The sequence below is a fragment of the Pantoea sp. X-Soil-TKNS-1207 genome (genome assembly GCF_059730485.1).
This window is the reverse complement of record NZ_AP035958.1, coordinates 925,335-949,221: the sequence shown is the minus strand read 5'-3', so window position 1 is coordinate 949,221 and position 23,887 is coordinate 925,335. Positions and strand designations below refer to the sequence as shown.

The window sequence follows — 23,887 nt, the reverse complement described above, 5'->3', positions numbered from 1 at the left end:
GGTCGGCATTTATGCCGACCTGTTTTCAGCTGCCGCGATACGTTGACCACGACCAGGGTGAAATCAGAAACGGCAGATGGTAGTGGCTGCCGGTCGCGCTAAGCACAAAATCGATCTGCGCGCTGACGTACAGCGCATCACGCCCCGCCGCCGCAAAATAATCACCAATCTCCGCCACCAGGCGATAATGCCCCGGCGCCAGCGGTTCAGGGGTCAAATCCTTAATCCGCCCGTCAGCATCCGTTTCGCCCTGTGCCAGCGGCAGCCAGCCTTCCGGACTGTTCTGCTCCAGCGATACCGCCACACCGATGGCCGGTTTGCCCAGCGCGGTGTCCAGAATATGCGTGGTGATGGTGCTCATGTGATGCTCTCCTTCAGCCGTAACAAAGTGATTTCCCGCAGCTGCGTCAGCGCTTCCTGCCGCTCGGTTTCCGCATCATTGTTGAGCCTGCGCTGTAATTCCGCCAGCATCTCCGCGCCGCTACGCCCTTTGGCACGGATCAGAAACACCCGGCCAAAGCGTTGTTCATAGTTTTGATTGCCCGCCAGCATGGCAAACTGCAACGCCCCGTCGGCCTGCTGCATCGCCGACTGCTCACTGCGCGAAAAAGTGGCTTCTTTGCCTTCGCCCTGCGCCTTCTCGCCAATACGTGGATGCGCGCTCAGCGCCTGATCCAGCTCCGCGCCCTGCCACTGCTGCGCCAGCTGCGCTGCCTGCGCCATCAGCTGCGCGCTGTCGGTAAACGGGCGCGCCGCCACCAGTGCCTGCTGCCAGGCGGGAATGGCGACGCAGTGGGCAATCGCCGCCTGCGCGTCAGCAGGCGACAGCTGATTAAAATGCGCCAGATTCATAGCCGCGCTCCTTTATGCTCTGGCCAAATCGCACACCGCCTGCAAATACGCCTGCACGCCCAGCGCCACATCGGCTGCCTGTACCGACTCCGCCGGATGATGGCTGATGCCGCGATGGTTGCGCACAAACAACATGCCGACCGGCCAACGCTCAGCGATGGCAATCGCATCGTGCCCGGCACCGCTCGGCAGCGACAGGCTGCGCCCCTGCACCCCTTCCAGCGCCTGACTCAACGCCTGTTGCAGCCGCGCATCGCAGGCCGTGGCATTGATACGGTAAAACTCGTCGGCGCTGAAGGTCAGCCCGCGACGCGACGCGATGGCTTCCGCCTGCGTCAGTAAGGTTGAGAGCAAACGCGCCAGGGGTTCATCCTGCGGGCCGCGCACATCAAGTGACAGCTGCACCTCGCCGGGGATCACATTCACGGCACCTGGCGCGCAATGCAGGGTTCCGACCGTCGCCACCAGCTGTGGGTCCATATGTGCAGTGGTGTGTTCGATAAACACCATCCACTCGGCAGCGGCAGCCAGCGCGTCTTTACGGTGCGTCATCGGCACCGTTCCCGCATGGCCCGCCTCGCCAACAAAGCTGCAATTCAGGCGGCGCGCGCCGTTGATGGCGGTGACCACCCCGAGCGCCAGATCCTCCTGCTCCAGGCAAGGCCCCTGCTCGATATGCAGCTCCAGATACGCGACGATATCGTTGACATCACGCGCGGCAGTGAGGATTTTTTCCGCATCCAGCCCGACATCCTGCATCGCCTGTGCCACGGTGATGCCGTTGCCGTCCGGGTGCGTCACCCAGCTTTCCGGCCAGCTGCCGGTAATGCCACGGCTACCCAGCAGCGTGATACCGAAACGCGTTCCCTCTTCATCGCCAAAACCGACGATTTCAATCGCCAGCGGCAGACGCAGCTGACGATCGTGCAGCCACTGTACGGTTTCGATGGCGCTCAGCACGCCAAGCATACCGTCATAGCGTCCGGCATTGCGTACCGTGTCGAGATGCGACCCAAGCAGCAGCGCCGCGGCTCCCGGCGTGGCGGATTCATAGCGACCACAAATGTTGCCAACCGCATCCTGCCATACCGTCATCCCGGCCGCCTGCATCCACTCGCCCACGCGCTGATTGGCGCGCAGCTGCTCCGGGGAAAGGTAGACACGCGTCAGGCCATCGGCGCTTTCACTGATCTCAGCCAGCGCATCACAGCGTGCCATGACACGAGCGGCGGCCGACTGCGCCTCGCTGGCAGTCATCAGGCTTTCGCTCATGCGTGGCTCCCGTAATGATCCCAGGCCGCCTGCAACGCCGCACCCTGAGTGCTGCGGAAGCCAAGATGGTTGAGTACCGCTTCCAGTGCGGTCAGAGTCTGCATCACGCAATCTTTGCGCGCGTTATAACCCATGGTGCCGATGCGCCACACTTTGCCGTGCAGCGGACCGAATGAGGTGCCGATTTCGATACCGAAATCTTCCAGCACCAGCTTGCGCACCTGGTCGCCGTTCACGCCCGGCGGGATCACCACGCCAAGCACGTTATTCATCTTATGTTGCAGATCGCCGAAGGTTTCCAGCCCCATCCCCTGAATGCCCTTCAGCAGCGCATCGCCATGCAGCTTGTGGCGCGCAATGCCGTTATCCAGACCTTCCTGCATCATCAGGCGCGCGCACTCACGAGCGCCAAACAGCGCGGTGGTGGCTTCGGTATGGTGGTTGAGCCGCTCCGGTCCCCAGTAATCCATGATCATGCCGAGATCGAAATAGTTGGAGTAGATCATCTCGTCGTCGCCATCCAGATGGGCGGCGGTACGGATGCCCTCCTCCACGCACTTACGCTTGCGGATCACCGCTTCCATCTGCGGGCTGAGGGTGATCGGCGAAGTACCAGACGGACCGCCGAGGCATTTCTGCATCCCGGCCGAGACCGCATCCAGTCCCCAGGCATCGGTTTCCAGCGCGTTGCCGCCGAGCGAAGCGGTGGCATCGGTGTAGAACAGCACGCCATATTTCTGGCAAATCGCGCCCAGCTCCGCCAGCGGTTGCAGCATGGTGGTGGAGGTGTCGCCCTGCACCGTCAGCAACAGACGCGGCTTGATACGTTTGATGGCATCTTCAACCTGGTCCGGGGTGAACACTTCGCCCCACGGCACCTCGATGGTGTGCACCTCGGCGCGGCAGCGGCGGGCGATTTCACACAGCAGATGCCCAAAGCGGCCGAAGACCGGCACCAGCACTTTGTCGCCCGGACGGATCGCCGACAGCAGAATCGATTCGATCCCGGCACGCGAGGTGCCGTCGATCAACAGGGTCCAGCGGTTTTCGGTGCGGAATACACCACGGTACAGCGCCATCACTTCATTCATGTAGTGCGTCATGGCCGGGTCGTACTGACCAATCAGCTGGCTCGACATGGCGCGCAGCACGCGCGGATCGGCGTTGATCGGTCCCGGCCCCATCAGCAGGCGTTGCGGCGGATTGATTTGCGAAAATTGCGTGATGTCCATGGTGAGTTCCTTGTAAATGGCTTAGAGACGAACCGTCGAGATAAACTGCTTCAGCTCCGCAGTTTGCGGATTAGCGAACAGCGTTTTGCTGTCGCCCTGCTCCCAGACGCGTCCCTGATGCATAAAGACCACACGATCGCCCACGTCGCGGGCGAAGTTCATTTCATGCGTCACGAGAATCAGCGTCATGCCTTCGGCAGCCAGCTGCTCCAGCACTTTCAGCACTTCCCCCACCAGCTCGGGATCGAGCGCTGAGGTGATCTCGTCACAGAGTAAGACTTTAGGCTGCATCGCCAGCGCACGGGCAATCGCCACGCGCTGCTGCTGACCGCCCGAGAGATTGGCCGGGTAATAGTCGATACGTTCACCGAGGCCGACTTTTTCCAGCATCTGTGTGGCAAGCGCGCGGCACTCCGCTTCGCTCTTTTTCAGCACGCGGCGCGGCGCCAGCATCACGTTTTCCAGCGCTGTCATATGCGGGAACAGGTTGAAGCTCTGGAACACCATGCCAACCGAGCGGCTGATATCACGCGCCTGCGATTCGCGGTCGGTGATGGTCATGCCACCCAGTTTAATGCTGCCTTCCTGATAGCCTTCCAGCCCGTTCATGCAGCGCAGCAGCGTACTTTTGCCCGATCCGCTGCGGCCGATGATGGAGATCACCTCGCCCATTTCGATATCGAGATCAACGCCTTTCAGCACATGATTGTCGCCGTAGTACTTCTGTACCTGATTAATGGTGATGAGCGGCATTGAATTTTTTCTCCAGGTACTGGCTGTAACGCGACAGCGGATAACACATCAGGAAGTAACCCAACGCCACCAGGCCAAACACCTTAAACGGCTGATAAGTCACGTTGTTCAGAATGGTGCCCGCCTTGGTCAGCTCAATAAAGCCGATGATAGAGGCGAGCGCCGTGCCCTTAACCACCTGCACGGCAAAGCCGACGGTCGGGGCGATGGCGATACGGATCGCCTGCGGGGCGATCACGCGGAACAGCGTCTGACCGAACGTCAGACCGAGGCAGCGCGAGGCTTCCCACTGCCCTTTCGGTAAGGCGCGGATGCTGCCGTGCCAGATATCCACCAGAAAGGCGCTGGTGTAGAGCGTCAGCGCCAGCGAGGCGGCGGTCCAGGGGGCGACATCGATACCAAACAGCGCGACGCCGAAGAACGCCAGGAACAGCTGCATCAGCAGCGGCGTGCCCTGAAACAGTTCGGTGTAGCAGCGAATCGTGCGCGTCAGCCACGGCTTGCGCAGCAGACGCAAAAACAGCAGCGGCAGCGTCACCAGCGTGCCGCCGAAGAAGGCCACCAGCGACAGCAAAATGGTCCAGCGCGCCGCCAGTAGCAGGTTGCGCAGGATGTCCCAGTCGGTAAAGGTCGTCATGAGGGCAGCGCTCCAAACCATTTACGTCCCACTGCCAGCAGCAGCTGACGCATGGCAATCGACAACGCCAGGTAGATCAGCGTGGTCACCAGATAGACTTCAAAACTCAAAAAGGTGCGCGACTGAATCAGGTTCGCGGCGAAAGTCAGCTCCTCATAGGAGACCTGCGACACCACCGACGACCCCAGCATCACGATGATGCACTGGCTGACCAGCGCCGGATAAATACGTTGCAGCGACGGCGGCAGCACTACGCGGATAAACGTCTGGCTGCGGGTCAGACCGAGCACGCGCCCGGCTTCCCACTGGCCTTTTGGCGTCACCTGAATACCGGCGCGGATGATTTCGGTGCTGTAGGCGCCGAGGTTAATCAGCATCGCCAGCAGCGCCGCTTCGCCCGCCGTCAGTTTCAGACCAAGATTGGGCAAACCAAAGACGATAAAGAACAGCTGCACCACAAACGGCGTGTTACGAATCAGCTCGACGTAAATGCCCCAGATGCGGCTCAGCCAGCTGGGTTTGCCGCTGCGCAGCGCTGCGCCGAGAATCCCCAGCGCAACCCCGCCAACGGTCGCCAGCACCGTCAACTGGATGGTGACCCACAGCCCTGCCAGCAGTTCCGGCCAGTGCGGCCACAGCTCAGCAAAGTTAAGTTGCCCAATCATTGGCCGTCCTTCTTATGCGCCGAGGCTAGCCGGCAGTGGCGCTTTCAGCCACTCTTCGGACAGCTTGTTCAGGGTGCCATCTTTAATGCCCTGCTCAATCAGCGCATTCACTTTGTCTTTCAGCGCTGGCTCGTTCTTCTTCAGACCGATAAAGCACGGCGAGTCTTTCAGCATAAACTGGGCAACCGGCGCTTTTTCCGGGTTCTGGCGCGCAATCGCCGCGACCACCAGGTTACCGGTGGCGACGTACTGCACCTGACCGGAGAGATAAGCCGACAGCGTGGTGTTGTTATCTTCATAACGTTTCACCTCGGCATCTTTCGGTGCCACATCGCTCAGGACCATGTCTTCTACCGCACCGCGCGTTACGCCGATGGATTTGCCACTCAGCGCGGCGGCATCTTTCACTTCTTCACCTTTCGGTCCAAACACGCCGAGGAAGAACGGGGCGTAGGCGCGGCTGAAGTCGATCACTTTTTCACGTTCGGCGTTTTTCCCCATGCTGGAGATCACCAGATCGACTTTGTCGGTTTGCAGATAAGGCACGCGGTTAGCACTGGAGACAGGCACCAGCTGCAACTTCAGTTTCAGCTGTTTTGCGAGGTACTTCGCCATGTCGATGTCGTAGCCCTGCGGCTGCAAATCGGTACCCACAGAACCGAACGGCGGGAAGTCCTGCGGCACAGCAATGCGGATAACGCCGCGTTTCTGGATATCCTGCAACTGATCGGCCATTGCGCTGCCGACCTGCGCCATCATCAATGCTGCACCCGCCACTGCCATCAACACTTTTTTCATTATGCACCCCGGTGAGATTATGTGAAACAAAAGATTCTTGATGAATCGTTCTGCAACTAATGTGCCAACCGCAACGAAAACGGCAGTTGGCCGATAAATCAGGGCGTCTGCTTTATCAGGGCGAAAAAAACGGGCGCAGCGCCCGTCACAGAATGCGATCAAAAAAGGTGCAAAGCACCAAAACGGTGCCCTTTAACGGTGTTCCAGCTCGTCAAGATGCTGGTAAAGGTCGGCGATCTGATGGATGCGCTGGCGTCCCTGCGACAACATTTCGTGCAGCAACGCGTTCGCCAGCAGGTTAATCAGGCTCATGGCGGAGGCGTAGCTGTCAAAGGCGGAGACGCTATCCAGCGGCGCGCACAGCTGCCAGCGCGCAAGGTTAATGATGCCCTGTGCCTGGGGTTCGCACAGCGCCAGCACCGGGATGTTGCTGAGTTGCAGCTGCTGCATCAGCGGGCGAATGATGCGCGGGCGGCGGCGAAACGCCATCACCACCACCACATCCTCCGGGGTAATATCCACCAGCTCCTCCCCCAGCGTCTGGCCGGGCTGCGGCAGCACATGCACCTGAGTACGCGCCTGCATCAGCTGCTGGCGCAGGTGCAGCGCCACCGGATAGGCGTTACGCATCCCAATGATAAACAAGCGTTTCGCCTGGGCCAGCGCCTGAATGACTTCGCCAAACTGCTGCGGATCGATGCTGTTGACCCACTGCGTCAGATTGGCCATCTCCTGCTTGTAATGGCGTGACAGCAGCGTGTTGCCCTGCACCGCATCACGGTTATCGGTCAACGGCATCCCGCTCTGGCGCAGCGTGCGCAGCTCATCGCGCATGTCTTTATATTTTTCGTAGCCCAGGTGCTTAAACAGACGGCTCACCGTGGCTTTCGACACGCCGCTCAGACGCGCCAGCTCGGCGCTGTTGTAGCTGATCAGATCATCGAAATGGTCAAAGACAAAATCGGCAATGCGCTGCTCTTGCGGCGACAGCTGCGGATAGTGGCTGCGGAGGCGTTCATCAAGCTGTTTCATCATTTATCCTGTAACTTTCGTTTCACCACAAGCTAGCATAAATCGATCCACAATGATGTCCGACCAAAACTGGAACAGCTCTTGCTACATCTTTCCCACGTACCCGAGAAAAGAGTTCACTATGATACAAAGCAATATGGCCCCGTTAGGCATGGCCGTAACTCCGCATCATCTCGCCAGTGAAAGCGCGTTAGCCGTGCTGCGTGAAGGTGGCAACGCCATTGAAGCCATGGTGGCTGCCGCCGCCACTATCGCCGTGGTTTATCCACATATGAACGGTTTGGGGGGCGATGGCTTCTGGCTGATCGTGCCGCCCAACGGCGATCCGGTCGCCATTGACGCCAGCGGTGCGGCTGGTTCGCTGGCGCATTTCGATTTCTATCCCGGCGCAACGAAAATTCCACATCGCGGACCGAAAGCGGCACTGACCGTGGCCGGTACCGTCAGCGGCTGGCAGGAAGCGCTGGCGTTCTCTGCCGAACTGGGCGCGACGCCGCTGCCGCTGCCACGCCTGCTGCGTGACGCCATCCGTTATGCCGCCGATGGCATTCCGGTCACGGCGTCCCAGTCGGCCGCTACCGCGGCCAAACGCCATGAACTCCAGCATCAGCCCGGTTTTGCCGCCACATTTTTACCCGATGGCGACGTGCCTGCCGCAGGCAGCCGCTTCACCCAACCCGCGCTGGCGAATACCCTCAGCCTGCTGAGCGAGCAGGGTCTGGCGAGTTTTTATCGCGGCGAACTGGCGCTCCACCTGGCGCGCGAAATGTCGGCGCTGGGGATGCCAATCACCCTCGAAGATTTGCAGCGTCAGCAGGCACGCCGCTGCACCCCGCTGCATCTCGCCCACAGCGAAGGCGATATCTGGAATATGACGCCGCCGACCCAGGGGCTGGTGTCGCTGGCGATTTTGGGCATTACCGATCGCCTGAATATGGCGGATGCCGATGAAGCGCAGACCGTGCACCGTATCGTTGAAGCCACCAAGAAAGCGTTCGCCCTGCGCGACCAGCATATTACCGATCCGCGTCATATCGACATTGATGTGCAGAGCCTGCTGGATGCCGAGCACCTCGCCGGTTTAGCGGCGCAGATTGATGATGACGCGGCGGCGCCGTGGGGTACCGGCAAAGGCCCAGGCGACACCGTGTGGATGGGGGTAATGGACAGCAGCGGACTAGCCGTCTCCTTTATCCAGAGCATTTATCATGAATTTGGCAGCGGCGTGGTGCTGCCGGGCACCGGCATTACCTGGCAGAACCGTGGCGCCGCCTTCAGCTTACAGCCGGGTCATCTGCTGGCGCTGGCGCCGGGTAAACAGCCGTTCCACACCCTTAACCCGGCGGCGGCGCGCCTGAAAGATGGCCGCACCCTGGTGTACGGCTCGATGGGCGGCGACGGTCAGCCACAAACCCAGGCAGCGATTTTTACCCGTCACGTAATTCAGGGACTGCCGCTGCAACAGGCGGTGAGCGCCCCGCGCTGGCTGCTGGGCCGCACCTGGGGACAGTCGTCCGATTCGCTCAAACTGGAAGCGCGCATCGCGCCGGAGACGGTACAGCAGCTGTGCGCCCTCGGCCATGAGGTGGAGCTACTCCCCGATTTTAGCGAGGTCGTCGGCCATGCTGGCGCCATCGTCCGTCATAACAACGGTATGCTGGAAGGGGCATTTGACCCGCGCAGCAACGGCAGCGCAGCCGGTTTCTAAGGAGATAACGCATGAGTACACAACCGGACTGGGCGGCCTATATCGCCCAGATGGAACAGATTCTGGCGCTGGAGCTGGATGAGGCGCGTCGCGCGGAGCTGCTGACGCAATTTAACCGTATCGCCGCGATGGCCGAACCGCTGATGGCCTTACCGCTCGACGATCGTCTGGAAGTGGCGGGAGTGTTTAAGCCATGAAACTTTCTGCGTTATCGATCACCGCGCTGCAACAGGCGCTGAGCAACGGCGATATCAGCGCGCGTGAGATTGCCGAACAGACATTAACCGCGATTGAGCAACACAACCCGGCGATCAACGCCTGGACCGAAGTCACCGGCCAGCGGATGCTGAAAGAGGCGGAGCAGCTGGATAGCCAGCGTCAGCGCGGCGAGACCCTGCCGTCGCTGGCGGGCATTCCTTATGCGGTGAAGAACCTGTTTGACGTCGCCGGGCACAGCACGCTGGCCGGTGCCAGCCTGTTCAGCGAACGCCCGGTGGCCCGAGAGGATGCCTGGGCGGTGAGCCGCCTGCGCCAGTCCGGCGCGCTGCTCTCCGGGATGCTGAATATGGATGCTTACGCGTACGGTTTTACCACCGAAAACACCCACTATGGCCCGACGCACAACCCGCGCGATCTCACGCGTATTGCGGGTGGCTCCTCAGGTGGCTCGGCGGCGGCGGTAGCGGCCGGGCTGGTGCATTTCTCGCTCGGCAGCGATACCAACGGTTCCATCCGCGTACCGGCATCGCTGTGCGGCATTTTCGGCCTGAAACCGACCTTTGGTCGCTTGTCGCGCAGCGGCAGCCATCCGTTTGTCGCCAGCCTCGATCATATCGGTCCGTTTGCCCGCTCGGTGGAAGATCTCAGCCTGGTGTACGACACCCTGCAAGGGGCTGACGCCAGCGATGCGTTTCAGGCCGATCAGACGGTGTCACCCGTCAGCGGCACGCTGTCGCGCGGGCTGGAGGGGCTGCGCTGCGGCGTGCTGGGCGGATTCTTCTCCACCTGGTGCGATGAGGATGCGCGCACCGCGCTGGCAGTGGTCGCCAAAGCCCTGTCGGCCAGCGATGAAGTGACCATGCCCAACGCCGAAATTGCGCGTTCGGCAGCCTTTATCCTCACCGCCGCCGAAGGGGGCAACCACTATCTGCCGAAACTGCGTGAGATGCCGGAGCAATTTGAACCGAACTCGCGCGAACGCCTGCTGGCGGGCGCGATGCTGCCCTCCGCCTGGTATGTGCAGGCCCAGCGTTTCCGTCGTCATTTCCAGCAGCAGGTCAGGCCGCTGTTTGACCAGTTTGATGTGCTGATCGCCCCGGCCACGCCCTGCTGCGCCACCACCATCGGCCAGGAAAACATCCGGATCAACGGCCAGGCGCTGCCGACGCGGGCCAGCATGGGGATGCTGACGCAGCCGATCTCCTTCCTCGGTCTGCCGGTGTGTACCGTACCGCTGCCCACTGCCAGCGGCTTGCCGATTGGTTTGCAGCTGATCGCCGCCCCGTTTAAAGAACACCTGGCACTGCGCGCCGCCTGGGCGCTGCAACAGCAAGGTCTGACTCTGCCGCAAACCACTCTGATGGACGCATAACCATGACGCCTGAACATATTGATCGCCCGGCGATTGTCGCCGAAGTCACCGCCGCGTTTTATCGCTACGAACAGGCGCTGGTCACCAATGACGTGACGGTGCTGGATGAGTTGTTCTGGCATGACAGCCGCACCGTGCGGCTGGGCGCCGGGGAGAATTTGTATGGTATTGAGGAGATCCGTGCGTTCCGCGCCGCGCGTCCCTCGGCCGGGCTGGATCGCGCCCTGCGCCATACGGTGATCACCACCTTTGGCGATGATTATGCCGTGTGCAGCACCGAATTTACCCGCGCAGGGACGGAGAAGATTGGTCGTCAGCAGCAGACCTGGGTGCGGCTGCCATGCGGCTGGCGCATCGTGGCGGCGCAGGTGAGTTTGATGATTTAACGTTGAGCCACGCAAAGCGTAGGGTCAGCATTTATGCTGACCTGGAAAGACCAGGTGCGCATAAATGCGCACCCTACGTGTCATTGCGATTACGCCACAGGAGCCGGATGCGTCTCCACCCAGTGTTCGGCGATTTGCTGGCGGGTGCATACCCACACCTGGTCATGCTGCTGGATATGATCAAGGAAACGCTGCAACGCACGGAATTTGCCCGGACGCCCCAGCAGACGGCAGTGCATACCCACCGACATCATCTTCGGCGCGGTTTCGCCCTCTTCATACAGCACATCAAAGGTATCGCGCAGATAGGTGAAGAACTGCTCGGCGGTGTTGAAGCCCTGCGGTGAGGCAAAGCGCATATCGTTACATTCCAGCGTGTAAGGAATGATCAGATGCGGTTTCACCGTACCATCCTGGCAGGTGACTTGCGTCCAGAACGGTAAATCATCGCCGTAATAATCACTGTCGTAGCTGAAGCCGCCCTGCTCCACCACCAGACGGCGGGTGTTCGGGCTGTCGCGGCCGGTGTACCAGCCGGTCGGGGCTTTGCCAAACAGATCGCGCAGCACATCCACCGCCTGCTGCATATGCTGGCGCTCGGTTTTCGCATCCATGCCCTGATAATGGATCCAGCGCCAGCCGTGGCTCACGACGTCGTAGTCGGCGGCTTTGATCGCCTCGACGATCTCCGGGTGACGCGCCAGCGCCATGGCTACGCCAAAAATAGTCAGCGGCAGCCCGCGTTTCTGAAATTCGTGGTGAATGCGCCAGAATCCGGCGCGCGAGCCGTACTCGTATAACGAGTCCATCGACATATGGCGATCGGCATAACTGGCCGCACCGATGATGTCGGAAAGAAACTGCTCGGAACCGGCATCGCCGTGCAGCACGTTGTTCTCAGCGCCCTCTTCATAATTGAGGACAAACTGCACCGCGACACGCGCCTTGCCGGGCCAGCGCGCATGTGGGGGGTTTCCGGCATAACCAATCAGGTCGCGCGGGTAGTTTTTGTTGAAGCTGTACTCTTTCTTTTCAGATACATCACTCATTCTGTAAATTCCTGTCGTAAACCTCAACCAGTGCTTAGTTTAGGTGCTGAAAGGCACCTGTGAGCGGTTTTTCGAGCGGGTAATCAAGATCGCCATGTTTGCTGGTGCCAAAGCCTAACGCCACCAGCGATTCCACCATTTTGACCGCCGCGCCAACGCCGTCGATCACCGGCAGACCGAGTTCCCGGGTCAGATCCTGAGCCAGCGTCGCCATACCGCCACAGCCCAGCACGATCGCACCGCTCGCGTCTTCCCGCTTCGCTTGTATACAACGCTGCCGCACTTTTTCCTGCGCCACCCCGCTGCCATCTTCTAACGCCAGTACCGGCAGATCGATAGCGTGTAATCCGGCGCAGTGATGGGTAAAACCGTATTGCTGCAACAGATGACGCGCGATAACCAGCGTGCGCGGCAGCGTGGTGACAATTGAAAAACGCGTCGCCAGCAGCGTGGCGGTGTGCATCGCCGCTTCCGCAATCCCCACCACCGGGCCGCTCGCCAGTTCACGGGCCGCCAGCAACCCCGGATCGCCAAAGCAGGCAATGACATGACCGCTGACGCCCTGCGCCTTGCCAAGCTTCACTTGCTCCAGCACGCCGATCGCCGCGATGGCTTCATCAAAATGGCCTTCAATCGAGGGCACGCCCTGGCTCGGGCATACCGCGAGAATCTCAGTACCGGGGGCCGCCGCCGCGCGTGCAGCCTGGCCGATGGTTGCGGTCATCGCCAGGCTGGTGTTGGGGTTGATGACCTGAATCAGGCTCATGACGGCGCTCCTTTACCGGCAAACAGCCGGGCAAAATCGGGAAGGGTTTCACCGCTGCGTTCAAAATGCAGGCTCGCGACAATATGCTCGAAGTGATGTTGCAAGGCAGCAGTCAGCGCAGGCAGATCTTTCTGCCGCAGCAGCTCCACCAGCCGATCGTGATGATCGCAACGGCAGCCGCGTTGCCAGGGCGCGCCCCAGGCGGCGATCACCAGCGAGGAACGCTGCGTCAGGCGCGTCACCATCTCGGCCAGCACCTGATTGCCGGAAATGGCCTGCAACTGAATATGAAACGCCGCCGACAGACGGATCGCCGCCGCGCCATCGTGCTGTTCATGCGCCTGCTGTTCTTCCGCAATCAGCCCCGCCAGCGCCGCCAGGTGCGGTGGCTGCACATGGGCCAGCACCGCAGGCAGGTTGGCGCACTCCAGCAAACTGCGGGTGGCGAAGATATCGCGCGCCTCTTCTACGCCAGGCGTGGCGACCTGTGCACCACGTCTGGGCGAGAGCGTGATCATTTGCACCGCGGCGAGGCGCTGGAGCACCTTGCGAATGCCGGTGCGGCTGACGCCAAACGCCTCAGAAAGCGCTTCTTCCGGCAATTTACTGCCCGGCGGCAACTGGTGTTCGACAATGGCGCTCAGCAACGCCTGGTAGATGGGTTCGTCTCTATCATACAGATCTGCGGCCGTTCTCTGGCCTGTTTCACTCTTCATTACCTGCTCCGGTAAATGTCTGTGCGCAGCACATCGTATACGCGAAAAACAATTTTTGTATACAAGAAATCAAATCTGGCCTGGATCCTGCAATACCGTTTCACGCTGTGATTATTTTTTCATTATTTAGAGAGGAGCAGGTTTCATGCCAAATCATTCTGAAGTGACCTCTGCGGTGGCCTCTGAAGCCAACGCCCATTACAGTCCACGCCTCTGCAACGAGGATCTGGCCCCCACGCGTGACCAGAACTGGTCGTGGTACAACATTTTTTCTTTCTGGATGTCGGATGTGCACAGCATGGGCGGCTATGTGGTGGCCGCCAGCTTCTTTACCCTCGGATTGGCCAGCTGGCAGGTGCTGCTGTGTCTGCTGGCGGGGATTTGTATTGTCCAGCTGTGCGCCAACCTGGTCGCGAAACCCAGCCAGGCGGCGGGCGTGCCCTACGCGGTGATTTCGCGTCAGGCGTTCGGCGTGTTCGGCGCCAATATCCCGGCGGTGATCCGCGGTCTGATCGCCTTTGCCTGGTACGGTATTCAGACTTACCTGGCGGCTAACGCGTTAATGCTGGTGTTGCTGAAGTTTTTCCCCACGCTCTCCAGCATGACGCACAGCAGCTGGCTCGGGCTGTCCCTGCTCGGCTGGTGCTGCTTCGGGGTGATGTGGTTCCTACAGGCGCTGGTGTTCTGGCACGGGATGAGCGCGATTAAACGCTTTATCGATGTCGCCGGTCCGGCGGTGTATGTGGTGATGCTGGCGCTGGCAGGCTGGATTGTATACAAAACCGGTTTTGACGGTATCTCCTTTACCCTCGCCAGCAAGCAGCTGAGCGCCGGTGAGCAGACCTGGCAGATGATCACCGCCACCGCGCTGGTGGTGTCTTACTTCTCCGGCCCGCTGCTCAACTTTGGCGACTTCTCCCGGTACGGTAAAAGCATGGGCGAGATTCGCCGTGGCAACCGCTGGGGGCTGCCGTTCAACTTCCTGCTGTTCTCGATTGTCACCGTGGTGATTGTGTCAGGCTCCAACTCGCTGTTTGGTCGCATGATTACGGACCCGATTGAGACCGTCAGCATGGTGGGCAACGATGTGGCGGTGGCGATTGGCCTGCTGACCATGATCACCGCCACCATCGGGATCAATATTGTGGCGAACTTTGTGTCTCCGGCGTTCGACTTCTCTAACTGCTCACCGCAGAAAATCAGTTTCCGTGCCGGCGGTATGATCGCAGCGGTAGGTTCAGTGCTGCTGACGCCGTGGAACCTGTTCCAGTCGCCTGAGCTGATCCACTACACGCTGGATGTGCTGGGTTCCTTTATCGGGCCGCTGTTTGGCATCCTGGTCGCCGATTTCTATCTGATCAAACGTAGCAAGGTGTATGTCGACGATCTGTTCGATGACACACCGAAAGGCCGCTACTGGTACAGCGGTGGTTTTAACCCGAAAGCGATCGCCGCGCTGGTGCCGTCAGTGGGGATTGGCCTGATTATCAGCTTTATTCCGTCGCTGCATGCGGTGGCGAACTTCAGCTGGTTTATCGGTGTGGCGCTTGGCGCAGGTTGCTACCGCTGGCTGGCGCGTGCTGAGCGTGAAGTAGCGGTAAGCGCAACGTATCGTGGCAAGGTGGCAGTGCAGAAGGATTAATGGCCTGAATGCCAAAAAGCAAAAAGCCGATTCATTGCTGAATCGGCTTCTTTAAAGAGATTGGCGGTGCGGACGGGACTCGAACCCGCGACCCCCGGCGTGACAGGCCGGTATTCTAACCGACTGAACTACCGCACCGCGCTGTGTTCCCCGTCGGGAACGAGGCGCATATTAATGGCAGGGCGATCAGCCGTCAACGCTTTTTCTGTGGGTTTGTTTCGTTTGCTGCTTTTTTCAGCTTAACGTTGCTTTTCCACGCTAAATCAGCGGGTTCAGGCACGCCACAGGCAGCTGCCGCCCTTTTTCATCACCAAATCCAGCCGACTCTCATGCGCCGCGCACTCATCATCGCTGGCGCTGACCACGCGCAGGCCCGAAGAGGGGCGAACGATGCGCTGAATATATTCCCCATCCGTCTGGTTGTTCTGCTCGCCTTCCATGGAGAACGCCAGCGAGGTCTGGCCGCCCGTCATCGCCAGGAACACTTCCGCCAGGATTTCGGCATCGAGTAATGCGCCGTGCAGCGTACGCTTGCTGTTGTCGATCTCATAACGACCGCATAACGCATCAAGGCTGTTACGCTTGCCGGGGAACATCTTACGCGCCATTGCCAGGCTATCGGTCACCTGACAAAAGGTGTCCGTTTTGCCAATGTCGCGTTTCAACATGCCAAATTCGTAATCCATAAAGCCGATATCGAACGATGCGTTATGGATCACCAGCTCGGCGCCGCGGATGTAGTCGAGGAACTCATCAGCGATGTCGCGAAAACTCGGTTTATCCGCCAGAAACTCATCGGCAATACCGTGAACACCGAAGGCTTCCGGGTCCACCAGCCGATCGGGCTTGAGGTAGATATGGAAATTGTTACCGGTCAGGCGGCGGTTGATCACTTCTACCGCACCGATTTCAATAATGCGGTGTCCTTCGTAGTGCACACCGATCATGTTCATGCCGGTGGTTTCGGTATCGAGGACGATCTGGCGGTTATTTGCAGTGCTCATAGGACTCGTTTATGTCAGACTTGGCGTTTTGTCAGTAAGGAAGTCTACCAGAGATGAGTAAACAGGTAGAAATATTCACCGATGGATCCTGTCTCGGCAACCCTGGTCCCGGCGGCTATGGTGCCATCCTGCGTTACCGCGAGCATGAAAAAACCTTCAGCGCCGGTTATCGTCTCACCACCAATAATCGCATGGAGCTGATGGCGGCCATTGTCGCGCTGGAAGCGCTGAAACAGCCGTGTGACGTGGTGATCAGCACCGACAGCCAGTATGTGCGCCAGGGCATTACCAGCTGGATCCATAACTGGAAAAAGCGCGGCTGGAAAACCGCAGAAAAGAAACCGGTGAAGAATGTCGATCTGTGGAAACGGCTTGATCTGGCTTTGAGTTCGCATCAGATATCGTGGGAATGGGTGAAGGGCCACGCCGGTCACCCGGAAAACGAACGCTGCGACGAACTGGCCCGCAGCGCCGCGGGCAATCCCACGCAGGACGATATCGGCTATCAGCCCGAATCCTGATCCTTGATGTTCCGAAACTGACGCGTGGCGTTCACCGTCTGGCGCAGCTGGGCTTTGCTCAGGCTTTTTTTCGCCTTGGTGGGCGTTAACGGGAAGGTCCGTTTGCGCGCCACCACCACATTCAGACAGCCCAGCGCCGGCAGATGGGCGCTGATCACCTTACCGCCCTGCCGGTGCCACGGCACCACCTGAAAACGTGTACGATAAACGACTTCATAATTGAGCAGATTGAGCCAGTCGAGCAGACGCATCTGGCTGAACATGCGACCGCTCCAGGGCGCGCGTCGATGCAGACCAGGAATGCCTTTACTGATGCCAAGCAGACTGAAGGGATTAAAGCCGCTGATAATCATCCAGCCATCGTCGATCAGCACCCGATCCACTTCGCGCAAAATGCGGTGCGGGTCCTGGCTCCAGGCTAAAGTATGTGCCAGCAGGCAGGCATCAATCGACTTCGATTCAAACGGCAGCTGCGTGGCTTTGGCTATCACCTGCAACTCTTCACCTTCGTCGCCCACGTTCACCTGATGTGAGATCGAACAGTGGCTGGTGTTGATTTCTGCGCTGAGGCTGCCAATTTTAAGCATATGAAAGCCATACAGCTTTCCGAGGTAAGGCTGCAATTGCTGTGTTAGCGCGTCGCGAAAATAGTCGCCCCAGGGCATGTCGCGCCAGGCGCGCGGCGCAGTCAGGATTTGGCGTGTTTTAGCCGGCTTCATGCTTTACCATCTTCCTTTTTCTACGGCCTGAGAGGTGTTTATGAATCTTACCAGTATTCCCGCGTTGCAGGATAACTACATCTGGACACTGACCGATGACCACCACGACTGTCTGATTGTCGATCCCGGCGAAGCCCAGCCGGTGCTGGATAAAATTAACGCCAATCGCTGGCGTCCGGTGGCCATTTTACTCACCCATCATCATCAGGATCACGTCGGCGGCGTACAGGAACTGTTGCAGCACTTCCCCGACATGGCGGTTTTCGGTCCACAGGAAACTGCAGATAAAGGGGCAAAACAGATTGTCACCGATGGTGATGAATTTACCCTGCTGGGGAAAAATTTCCGTGTTATCGCCACCCCCGGACACACTTTAGGACATATCTCATATTTCAGTTCACCTTATCTTTTCTGCGGTGACACGATGTTTTCCGGCGGTTGCGGCAGATTATTTGAAGGCACTCCGCAGCAAATGTTTGATTCATTTCAGAAGCTTAACGAACTCCCTGCCGACACCTTAATTTGCTGCGCCCATGAGTACACTTTATCCAATATGAAGTTTGCTGCGGCTATTCTGCCCCATGACCCGAAAATTTTGGCAAGGTATCAGCAAATTAAGGACTTACGCGCAGAAAATCGCATTACTTTGCCAACAAATCTGGCTCTGGAAAGGGAAATAAATTTATTTCTTCGCACGCAAGATCCTGATTTACAAAGAGCTTTAGGCGGTAACTTTACATCTGCCCCGCTATGGCAGGTATTTGCTGATCTACGCGAGAAGAAAGATCGTTTTTGATATTTCTGGTTGTGTTGTGTCAGACCGTCACGTATGATTGCTCGTCTTTTAAGCGAACTATTGACACACACATGAAGGCTAAAGCGATATTAATCGCCTCGGTCCTGCTGGTGGGAGGTTGTCAGGCATCAAGGAATGACGCCACTATCCCGCAACAGCATGCCCAGAGCTTGTCTTCAGCTGGTCAAGGTGAAAATGGAAAGTACGGAGATCGCTTGTTGTCGCCGCGTTGGCAGGATGATGGAACAAGCCTCGCAGAAGACACAGATCTCTGGAATCACATCAGCGACGAGTTGAAGATGGGGATTCCGGATAACCCCCGGATCCGCGAACAAAAAACAAAGTACTTAAGTAATAAGAGCTATCTCCACGATGTAACATTACGGGCAGAGCCGTACATGTACTGGATTGTCGAGCAGATACAGAAACGTAAAATGCCGATGGAACTGGTACTGCTACCCATAGTGGAGAGCGCTTTTGACCCACATGCAACATCTTCTGCGAATGCCGCAGGCATCTGGCAGATTGTTGCAACTACGGGCAAAAACTATGGTTTGAAACAGAACCAATGGTATGACGGTCGCCGCGATGTGGTGGCATCTACCAAGGTTGCGCTGGATATGATGCAGCGTCTCAACACCATGTTTGACGGTGACTGGTTACTGACCATCGCCGCCTACAACAGCGGTGAAGGGCGTGTGCTCAAGGCGATTAAACAGAACAAGGCGCGCGGTAAGCCGACCGACTTCTGGCATTTGTCGCTTCCACGTGAAACCACGGTTTATGTTCCGAAAATGTTGGCCTTGAGCGATATTCTCAAGAACAACAAGCGCTACGGCATCAGATTGCCGACCCCGAATGAGAGCCGTGCACTGGCTCGCGTGGAAGTGGGTCAGCAGATCGAGCTGACGCAAGCCGCGGATATGGCTGGCATGTCTTTAAGTAAGCTGAAAAGCTTCAATGCCGGTTATAAACACGGTACGACAGCGCCGAATGGACCGCACTACATCATGGTGCCTAAGTCCAACGTTGCTCAGCTGCGCAATTCACTGGCATCCGGTGATATTGTCGCCGTGCAGCCTACCCAGTTGGCTAAAGCCAGCGCTGCGGGTAACAGCTACACGGTTCGCAAGGGCGACACCTTGTCTGGTATTGCCAGCAAGCTCGGCGTTAGCGTAGATACACTGAAACAGCAGAATAACCTGCGCGGTGCCTCGGTACGTACCGGTCAGAAATTGACCGTTGGCGACAAAGGTTCGCAGCTGGCCGATAACGGCAACAGCATCACCTATCGTGTTCGTAAGGGTGATTCTCTGGCCAGTATCGCGCGACGTCATGGTGTTAACATCAAAGACGTTATGCGCTGGAACAGTGTGCTAAGCGATGCTAAAGACATTCAGCCGGGCGATAAGCTCACGTTGTATGTGAATAATAGCGCAACGCCAGATACCTAATGGCGCGAAAAGGCTGACATTTGTCAGCCTTTTTCATTTTCGGCTTTTGAAAAAATCTGCATTCCCCTTCTCACCGCCGTGGCTACCGACCCGGCACAACGCTCAGCGAGTTCGAAACTATGGATATTGGCGGCAGGCTGCGCTTCGCTGGTGTGCGCGATTGCGCTGATTGAGGATTAGCGCGCAGTCGTCAGGGTGGAGTTAAATTCAACCAGCAGCGGGTTATGGTCCGAGGCGCGCGTCACCAGCACCGACGCCTCACTGACTTTCATGTCGCGGTAGAAAACAAAATCCAGCGGGCGCCCAAAGGCTTTGCGTCGATGATCATCAGTAAAGGTGACCTCGCGCAGCGCCATTTCCTGGGCAAAACGAAACAGCGCGTTCATACGCTGGCGGCTCCAGGCGTTGAAATCACCCGCCATAATCACCGGGCCACGGTGATGCTGGATCTGCTCGCCAATCGGCCCCAGCTGCTTGCTGTAGACATCAATGCCAAGACTAAAATTGACCGCATGGATGTTCACCACCATCAGCATTTCACCCGTAGGCAGCGGATAGGCGGTGACCAGCGCCGATTTCGCCAGGCGCAGCAACGGCTCCCGCTCACGTAGCGGGCAGCAATACACCGGATGCGCGGAGGCCAGTGTCATAACCCCCGACGGATGCTGCGGCAGAACAAACGCAGGCACCTGATCGGCGGCAAGATAATTGCTAGTGGCAAACTGCACCAGCTCAGGGGTCGTCTGCGCTTCCTGTAACAGCACCAGATGAGCATCTTTGCCGAAGCCCTGCAGCACTGACATCCAGTCTGCACGTTGCTGTTTGAAGATATTCCAGACCAATACCCGTAATGTTGGATCGGCTGGTAGTGGTGCGCCGGGCGGCAAAGCCTGCCCAAGATGCAGCATCGCCCCTGGCGGAAAGATCCGCTCAGCAGGCTGTCCTGCTACATAACGCATTGCATAAGTTTTTTTCCGCACTTTCCCGCCTGGCTAGTAACATACAAACTTCACCTGTCTGTTATAGGGATTTTAGCGCGGGGTTTCAATTGGTGTTCTCGATTGTCGGAATGGACTTAATAGCAAAACGTAAAACAGCCCCCTTAATGGCAGGCTGTTTGCACCGGTTATTCCACGGCAATCACGGTGCGTGGCTTATCCAGCATCCCACTCAGACGGACCAGCAGCAGTGCGATAAAGACGATCACCGCTCCCACCCATGGCGTTTGTGCTAATCCATAATGCTGTACGATATGCCCACCCACCGTAGAACCCAGCGCAATACCGATATTAAAGGCCGCGATATTCAGCCCTGAAGCTACATCCACGGCTCCCGGCGCGTAGCGCTCCGCCTTCTGTACCACGTAAACCTGCAAGCCGGGCACATTAGCGAAGGCGAAGACACCCATGATGATCACGGTCGTTAACGCCAGATAGTGCATACTCGCCGTGAACTGGAAGATGGCCAACAAAATCGCCAGCGCGGCAAAAATCAGGGTCAGTGCCGGCACCGCGCCATGACGATCCGCCAGTCTGCCGCCCCAGATGTTGCCTATCGCTACGGCGAGACCATATCCCAGCAAAATAACGCTCACCGCCGCCGGGGAGAACCCCGCCAGAGACTGCATCATGGGCGCCAGGAAGGTAAAGGCGGTGAATACACCACCGTAGCCCAATGCCGTGATGGCATAGATCAGCAGCAGACGCGGGTTGGTGAGCACCCGCGCCTGTTGTAATAACGAGGTGGCCGGGGCCTGTGCAATATTACGCGGAACCAGCAGCATACTGGCAATCAGGGCGATTACGCCCAGCATCGATACCGCGAGGAAGCTTTCACGCCAGCCAAAATGCTGCCCAATTAGCGTTCCCAGCGGTACCCCCGTCACCAGTGCCACGGTCAACCCGCCAAACATAATCGCGATGGCGCTGGCCGCTTTCTCTTTGCTGACCAGACTGGTGGCAATGGTCGAACCGACCGAGAAGAACACCCCGTGTGCCAGACCGGTAAGCAAACGGGCAATCACCAGCGTTTCGTAGTTGGGTGCCTGCCAGGCAACCAGATTGCCCAGGGTAAACAGCGCCATCAGCCCCATTAACAAATGCTTACGCGGCAGTTTCCCGGTCAGCGCAGTCAGGACCGGCGCGCCAACTGCGACGCCAAGTGCGTAAATGGAGACCAGCATCCCGGCGGAAGGCAGCGTGATAGTCAGTTGTTCGGCGATGGTTGGAATCAGCCCGACGATAACAAATTCGGTGGTTCCGATAGCAAAGGCGCTGATGGTCAGCGCCCAGAGTGCAAGTGGCATGATTGACTCCCATTGAGTTTTGATGGGCGTCAGTATCTGCTTATGGTTTAATAACAAAAAGATGCAAAGTAACAATAGACTTTTGCCACTGGAGATATAATGAAGGCGTCATCAGACGAATTAAAAGTTTTCATCGCGGTGGTGGAAAGTTGCAGCTTTAGCCGTGCCGCAGAGCAGCTGCATATGGCCAACTCGGCGGTCAGCCGCACGGTTAAAAAACTGGAGGCGAAGCTGGGCGTCGCTTTGCTGACCCGCACCACCCGTCAGCTGGCACTGACGCATGAGGGCGAGCACTATTTCCGCCGCGTCCAGAAGTTGATGCAGGAGATGTCGACTGCCGAGAGTGAGTTGATCGATCGCCAGCAGGCGCCTCAGGGGTTGTTGCGCATTGATGCAGCGACACCGGTGATTCTGCATTTGTTGCTACCGATGATTAAACCTTTCCGTGCGCGCTATCCTGATGTCACGCTTTCGCTGATCTCCTCGGAGAGTTTTATCAACCTGATCGAACGGAAAGTCGATGTGGCGATTCGTGCCGGCAATCTTACGGACTCGACGTTACGCGCCCGTCTGCTGTTTATCAGCTATCGCAAACTGGTCGCAACGCCAGCCTATCTGGCGAAATATGGCGTACCCACCTCAGTGGCGGATTTGGCTCATCATGAGTGTCTGGGATTTGTGGAACCTTTGCGTCTGAATCGCTGGCCAGTGCCGCAGGAGAATGGGGAACTTTATGATATTAAGGTGGCTATGTCTTCGAACAGTGGCGAAACGATCAAACAGCTTTGCCTGAACGATAATGGCATTGCCTGCCTGTCTGACTATATGGTGGATAAGGAAATCGCGGATGGGACTTTTGTGGAACTGCTGGCGGAGCAGCGCCTGCCCGTCGAAATGCCGTTCAATGCGGTTTATTACAGCGACCTTGGCGTGAGCCAGCGGGTGCGAGCGTTTATCGATTTTCTCAGCGAGTGGGTGCAGGATCAGCCCTGGCGTAACCAGAACTGATCCCCGTTCGCTTAATCCCAGTCAGGAGCCAGACCTTCCGGGCTGACCAGACGGTGGCCGCGATCCAGAGCGTGGATCTTGTCCATATCATCCTGATCTAGCGTCAGATCCTGTGCGTGCAGATTGCCAGCCAGATTCTCGCGTTTGGTGGATGATGGGATCACCGCATAACCCAGCTGCATCGCCCATGCCAGCACAACCTGTGCCGGAGTGGCCTGATGTTTCTGCGCAATGGCTTTCACCACCTCATCTTTCAATGCGTCGCCGTAAGCCAGCGTCATATAGGAAGTGATGTGAATTCCCTGCTCTTGCGCGAACTTCACTACCTGTTCATTTTGCAGGAAAGGGTGCAGTTCGATCTGGTTGGTGGCAATGTTCTCCACGCCAACCGCTGCAATCGCCTCTTTCATCAGCGCGATGGGGAAATTGGAGATACCAATCTGACGCGTCAACCCGGCTTCTTTCGCTGCCAGCAGTGCCTGCATGCTTTCTTTTACTGAAACGGCTGCGCCTGGTGATGGCCAGTGGATCAGGGTGAGATCCACGTAGCTGGTCCGCAGTTTTGCCAGGCTCTCTTTAAGGCTGGGGATCAGTTTTTCGGCGGAAAGGTTTTCTACCCAGATTTTGGTAGTAATGAAAAGCTCACTGCGCGCAACACCGCTTTCCGCGATCGCCTGCCCTACAGCAGCTTCATTTTCATAGATTTGCGCAGTATCGATAGTACGATAACCAAGCTCAAGCGCAGTTTTAACTGAATGGATAACAACGTCGTCTTGCAGACGGAAAGTACCTAAACCAAAAGCAGGGATTGTCATGATTTCCTCATCGGTGACTGGATTGTTTCGATGAGTACATTGTGACAGCTTCATTGTTGCTGAAAAATCCTCTTACAGGCAGAGGAATTTTGCGTTTTAGTCAACAATGGAGCGTTAAATCGCAGAAATGAAAAAGCCCTGACTTTTCAGTCAGGGCTAATCATAT

Annotated in this window: 26 protein-coding genes and 1 tRNA gene; 9 read left to right on the top strand and 18 right to left on the bottom strand. The window is 57.9% G+C overall.

Annotated features, from left to right (window positions below; genetic code table 11):
* Positions 1-25: 25 nt before the first annotated feature.
* From uraH to hpxU, 9 genes are all read right to left on the bottom strand, one after another.
* Entirely contained in the window at positions 26-361 is a 336-nt protein-coding gene (uraH, locus tag AC6I8V_RS04255) for a hydroxyisourate hydrolase (RefSeq protein WP_497844680.1), read from the bottom strand.
* Positions 358-852 carry a 2-oxo-4-hydroxy-4-carboxy-5-ureidoimidazoline decarboxylase gene (gene uraD, locus AC6I8V_RS04250; RefSeq protein WP_497844679.1) on the bottom strand — a complete coding sequence of 165 codons (495 nt, stop codon included), beginning with the start codon at positions 850-852 and terminating at the stop codon, positions 358-360. Before uraD ends, uraH begins: the two co-directional genes overlap by 4 nt.
* A 12-nt stretch (positions 853-864) precedes the next feature.
* Entirely contained in the window at positions 865-2,124 is a 1,260-nt protein-coding gene (hpxK, locus tag AC6I8V_RS04245) for an allantoate amidohydrolase (RefSeq protein ID WP_497844678.1), read from the bottom strand.
* Complete coding sequence (locus tag AC6I8V_RS04240; protein WP_497844677.1) at positions 2,121-3,356, bottom strand: pyridoxal-phosphate-dependent aminotransferase family protein; 1,236 nt, start codon at positions 3,354-3,356, stop codon at positions 2,121-2,123. The genes hpxK and AC6I8V_RS04240 overlap by 4 nt, the downstream gene beginning before the upstream one ends.
* 21 nt (positions 3,357-3,377) lie before the next feature.
* Positions 3,378-4,109 carry an amino acid ABC transporter ATP-binding protein gene (locus AC6I8V_RS04235; protein WP_497844676.1) on the bottom strand — a complete coding sequence of 244 codons (732 nt, stop codon included), beginning with the start codon at positions 4,107-4,109 and terminating at the stop codon, positions 3,378-3,380.
* On the bottom strand, positions 4,090-4,746 hold the full coding sequence (locus tag AC6I8V_RS04230; protein ID WP_497844675.1) for an amino acid ABC transporter permease: 657 nt from the start codon (positions 4,744-4,746) through the stop codon (positions 4,090-4,092). The genes AC6I8V_RS04235 and AC6I8V_RS04230 overlap by 20 nt, the downstream gene beginning before the upstream one ends.
* A complete protein-coding gene (locus AC6I8V_RS04225) occupies positions 4,743-5,411 on the bottom strand; it encodes an amino acid ABC transporter permease (protein WP_497844674.1) in 669 nt (222 codons plus the stop codon). The genes AC6I8V_RS04230 and AC6I8V_RS04225 overlap by 4 nt, the downstream gene beginning before the upstream one ends.
* A gap of 12 nt (positions 5,412-5,423) precedes the next feature.
* Positions 5,424-6,209 (bottom strand): transporter substrate-binding domain-containing protein, encoded by a 786-nt coding sequence (locus AC6I8V_RS04220; RefSeq protein WP_497844673.1) that lies wholly within the window; start codon positions 6,207-6,209, stop codon positions 5,424-5,426.
* A 192-nt stretch (positions 6,210-6,401) separates the two neighbouring features.
* Positions 6,402-7,241 (bottom strand): MurR/RpiR family transcriptional regulator HpxU, encoded by an 840-nt coding sequence (gene hpxU, locus AC6I8V_RS04215; RefSeq protein ID WP_497845761.1) that lies wholly within the window; start codon positions 7,239-7,241, stop codon positions 6,402-6,404.
* Positions 7,242-7,362: 121 nt separating this feature from the next.
* Here hpxU and AC6I8V_RS04210 point away from each other — a divergent pair, with 121 nt between their 5' ends.
* The 4 genes from AC6I8V_RS04210 to hpxZ are packed head-to-tail and all read left to right on the top strand — an operon-like array spanning position 7,363 to position 10,926.
* On the top strand, positions 7,363-8,949 hold the full coding sequence (locus AC6I8V_RS04210; RefSeq protein ID WP_497844672.1) for a gamma-glutamyltransferase family protein: 1,587 nt from the start codon (positions 7,363-7,365) through the stop codon (positions 8,947-8,949).
* 11 nt (positions 8,950-8,960) lie between these two features.
* Complete coding sequence (gene hpxX, locus AC6I8V_RS04205) at positions 8,961-9,146, top strand: oxalurate catabolism protein HpxX (RefSeq protein WP_497844671.1); 186 nt, start codon at positions 8,961-8,963, stop codon at positions 9,144-9,146.
* Positions 9,143-10,540 (top strand): AtzE family amidohydrolase, encoded by a 1,398-nt coding sequence (locus AC6I8V_RS04200; RefSeq protein ID WP_497844670.1) that lies wholly within the window; start codon positions 9,143-9,145, stop codon positions 10,538-10,540. The genes hpxX and AC6I8V_RS04200 overlap by 4 nt, the downstream gene beginning before the upstream one ends.
* Before the next feature lie 2 nt (positions 10,541-10,542).
* Entirely contained in the window at positions 10,543-10,926 is a 384-nt protein-coding gene (gene hpxZ, locus AC6I8V_RS04195; protein WP_497844669.1) for an oxalurate catabolism protein HpxZ, read from the top strand.
* An 89-nt stretch (positions 10,927-11,015) separates the two neighbouring features.
* Here hpxZ and puuE read toward each other — a convergent pair whose 3' ends face one another.
* From puuE to AC6I8V_RS04180, 3 genes are read right to left on the bottom strand one after another with little or no spacing between them, the layout of a single operon-like run.
* On the bottom strand, positions 11,016-11,975 hold the full coding sequence (gene puuE / locus AC6I8V_RS04190; protein WP_497844668.1) for an allantoinase PuuE: 960 nt from the start codon (positions 11,973-11,975) through the stop codon (positions 11,016-11,018).
* Between the two features lie 34 nt (positions 11,976-12,009).
* The gene (gene hpxA / locus AC6I8V_RS04185; protein WP_497844667.1) at positions 12,010-12,741 is read right to left on the bottom strand and encodes an allantoin racemase; all 732 of its coding nucleotides are present in this window, start codon (positions 12,739-12,741) and stop codon (positions 12,010-12,012) included.
* Positions 12,738-13,457: a GntR family transcriptional regulator gene (locus AC6I8V_RS04180; RefSeq protein WP_497844666.1), complete on the bottom strand. Its 720-nt coding sequence runs from the start codon at positions 13,455-13,457 to the stop codon at positions 12,738-12,740. Before AC6I8V_RS04180 ends, hpxA begins: the two co-directional genes overlap by 4 nt.
* Before the next feature lie 145 nt (positions 13,458-13,602).
* Between AC6I8V_RS04180 and AC6I8V_RS04175 the strand changes: the two genes are divergently transcribed.
* Positions 13,603-15,099 carry an NCS1 family nucleobase:cation symporter-1 gene (locus AC6I8V_RS04175; RefSeq protein ID WP_497844665.1) on the top strand — a complete coding sequence of 499 codons (1,497 nt, stop codon included), beginning with the start codon at positions 13,603-13,605 and terminating at the stop codon, positions 15,097-15,099.
* A 61-nt stretch (positions 15,100-15,160) separates the two neighbouring features.
* Here the strand turns inward: AC6I8V_RS04175 and AC6I8V_RS04170 are convergent.
* Positions 15,161-15,237, bottom strand: a tRNA-Asp gene (locus AC6I8V_RS04170).
* 134 nt (positions 15,238-15,371) lie between these two features.
* Positions 15,372-16,103 (bottom strand): DNA polymerase III subunit epsilon, encoded by a 732-nt coding sequence (gene dnaQ, locus AC6I8V_RS04165; RefSeq protein ID WP_497844664.1) that lies wholly within the window; start codon positions 16,101-16,103, stop codon positions 15,372-15,374.
* Between the two features lie 53 nt (positions 16,104-16,156).
* On the opposite strand from dnaQ, the gene rnhA reads away from it, so the two are divergent.
* Positions 16,157-16,624 (top strand): ribonuclease HI, encoded by a 468-nt coding sequence (rnhA, locus tag AC6I8V_RS04160; protein WP_497844663.1) that lies wholly within the window; start codon positions 16,157-16,159, stop codon positions 16,622-16,624.
* Here the strand turns inward: rnhA and AC6I8V_RS04155 are convergent.
* A complete protein-coding gene (locus AC6I8V_RS04155; protein WP_497844661.1) occupies positions 16,609-17,343 on the bottom strand; it encodes a class I SAM-dependent methyltransferase in 735 nt (244 codons plus the stop codon). The two genes, rnhA and AC6I8V_RS04155, sit on opposite strands and share 16 nt — an antisense overlap.
* Positions 17,344-17,383: 40 nt before the next feature.
* On the opposite strand from AC6I8V_RS04155, the gene gloB reads away from it, so the two are divergent.
* Together gloB and mltD are read left to right on the top strand one after the other, a co-directional pair.
* Positions 17,384-18,139, top strand: a complete 756-nt coding sequence (gloB, locus tag AC6I8V_RS04150) for a hydroxyacylglutathione hydrolase (protein ID WP_497844660.1) — start codon at positions 17,384-17,386, stop codon at positions 18,137-18,139.
* Positions 18,140-18,210: 71 nt separating this feature from the next.
* Positions 18,211-19,593, top strand: coding sequence for a murein transglycosylase D (mltD, locus tag AC6I8V_RS04145; protein ID WP_497844659.1), 1,383 nt, complete (start codon positions 18,211-18,213; stop codon positions 19,591-19,593).
* 176 nt (positions 19,594-19,769) lie between these two features.
* On the opposite strand, the gene AC6I8V_RS04140 is transcribed toward mltD, so the two are convergent.
* Positions 19,770-20,573 (bottom strand): endonuclease/exonuclease/phosphatase family protein, encoded by an 804-nt coding sequence (locus AC6I8V_RS04140; protein WP_497844658.1) that lies wholly within the window; start codon positions 20,571-20,573, stop codon positions 19,770-19,772.
* Positions 20,574-20,719: 146 nt separating this feature from the next.
* Positions 20,720-21,898: an MFS transporter gene (locus AC6I8V_RS04135; RefSeq protein ID WP_497844657.1), complete on the bottom strand. Its 1,179-nt coding sequence runs from the start codon at positions 21,896-21,898 to the stop codon at positions 20,720-20,722.
* Between the two features lie 99 nt (positions 21,899-21,997).
* Between AC6I8V_RS04135 and yafC the strand changes: the two genes are divergently transcribed.
* Positions 21,998-22,906: a DNA-binding transcriptional regulator YafC gene (yafC, locus tag AC6I8V_RS04130; RefSeq protein WP_497844656.1), complete on the top strand. Its 909-nt coding sequence runs from the start codon at positions 21,998-22,000 to the stop codon at positions 22,904-22,906.
* A gap of 11 nt (positions 22,907-22,917) precedes the next feature.
* Here yafC and dkgB read toward each other — a convergent pair whose 3' ends face one another.
* A complete protein-coding gene (gene dkgB, locus AC6I8V_RS04125; protein ID WP_497844655.1) occupies positions 22,918-23,721 on the bottom strand; it encodes a 2,5-didehydrogluconate reductase DkgB in 804 nt (267 codons plus the stop codon).
* Between the last annotated feature and the right edge of the window lie 166 nt (positions 23,722-23,887).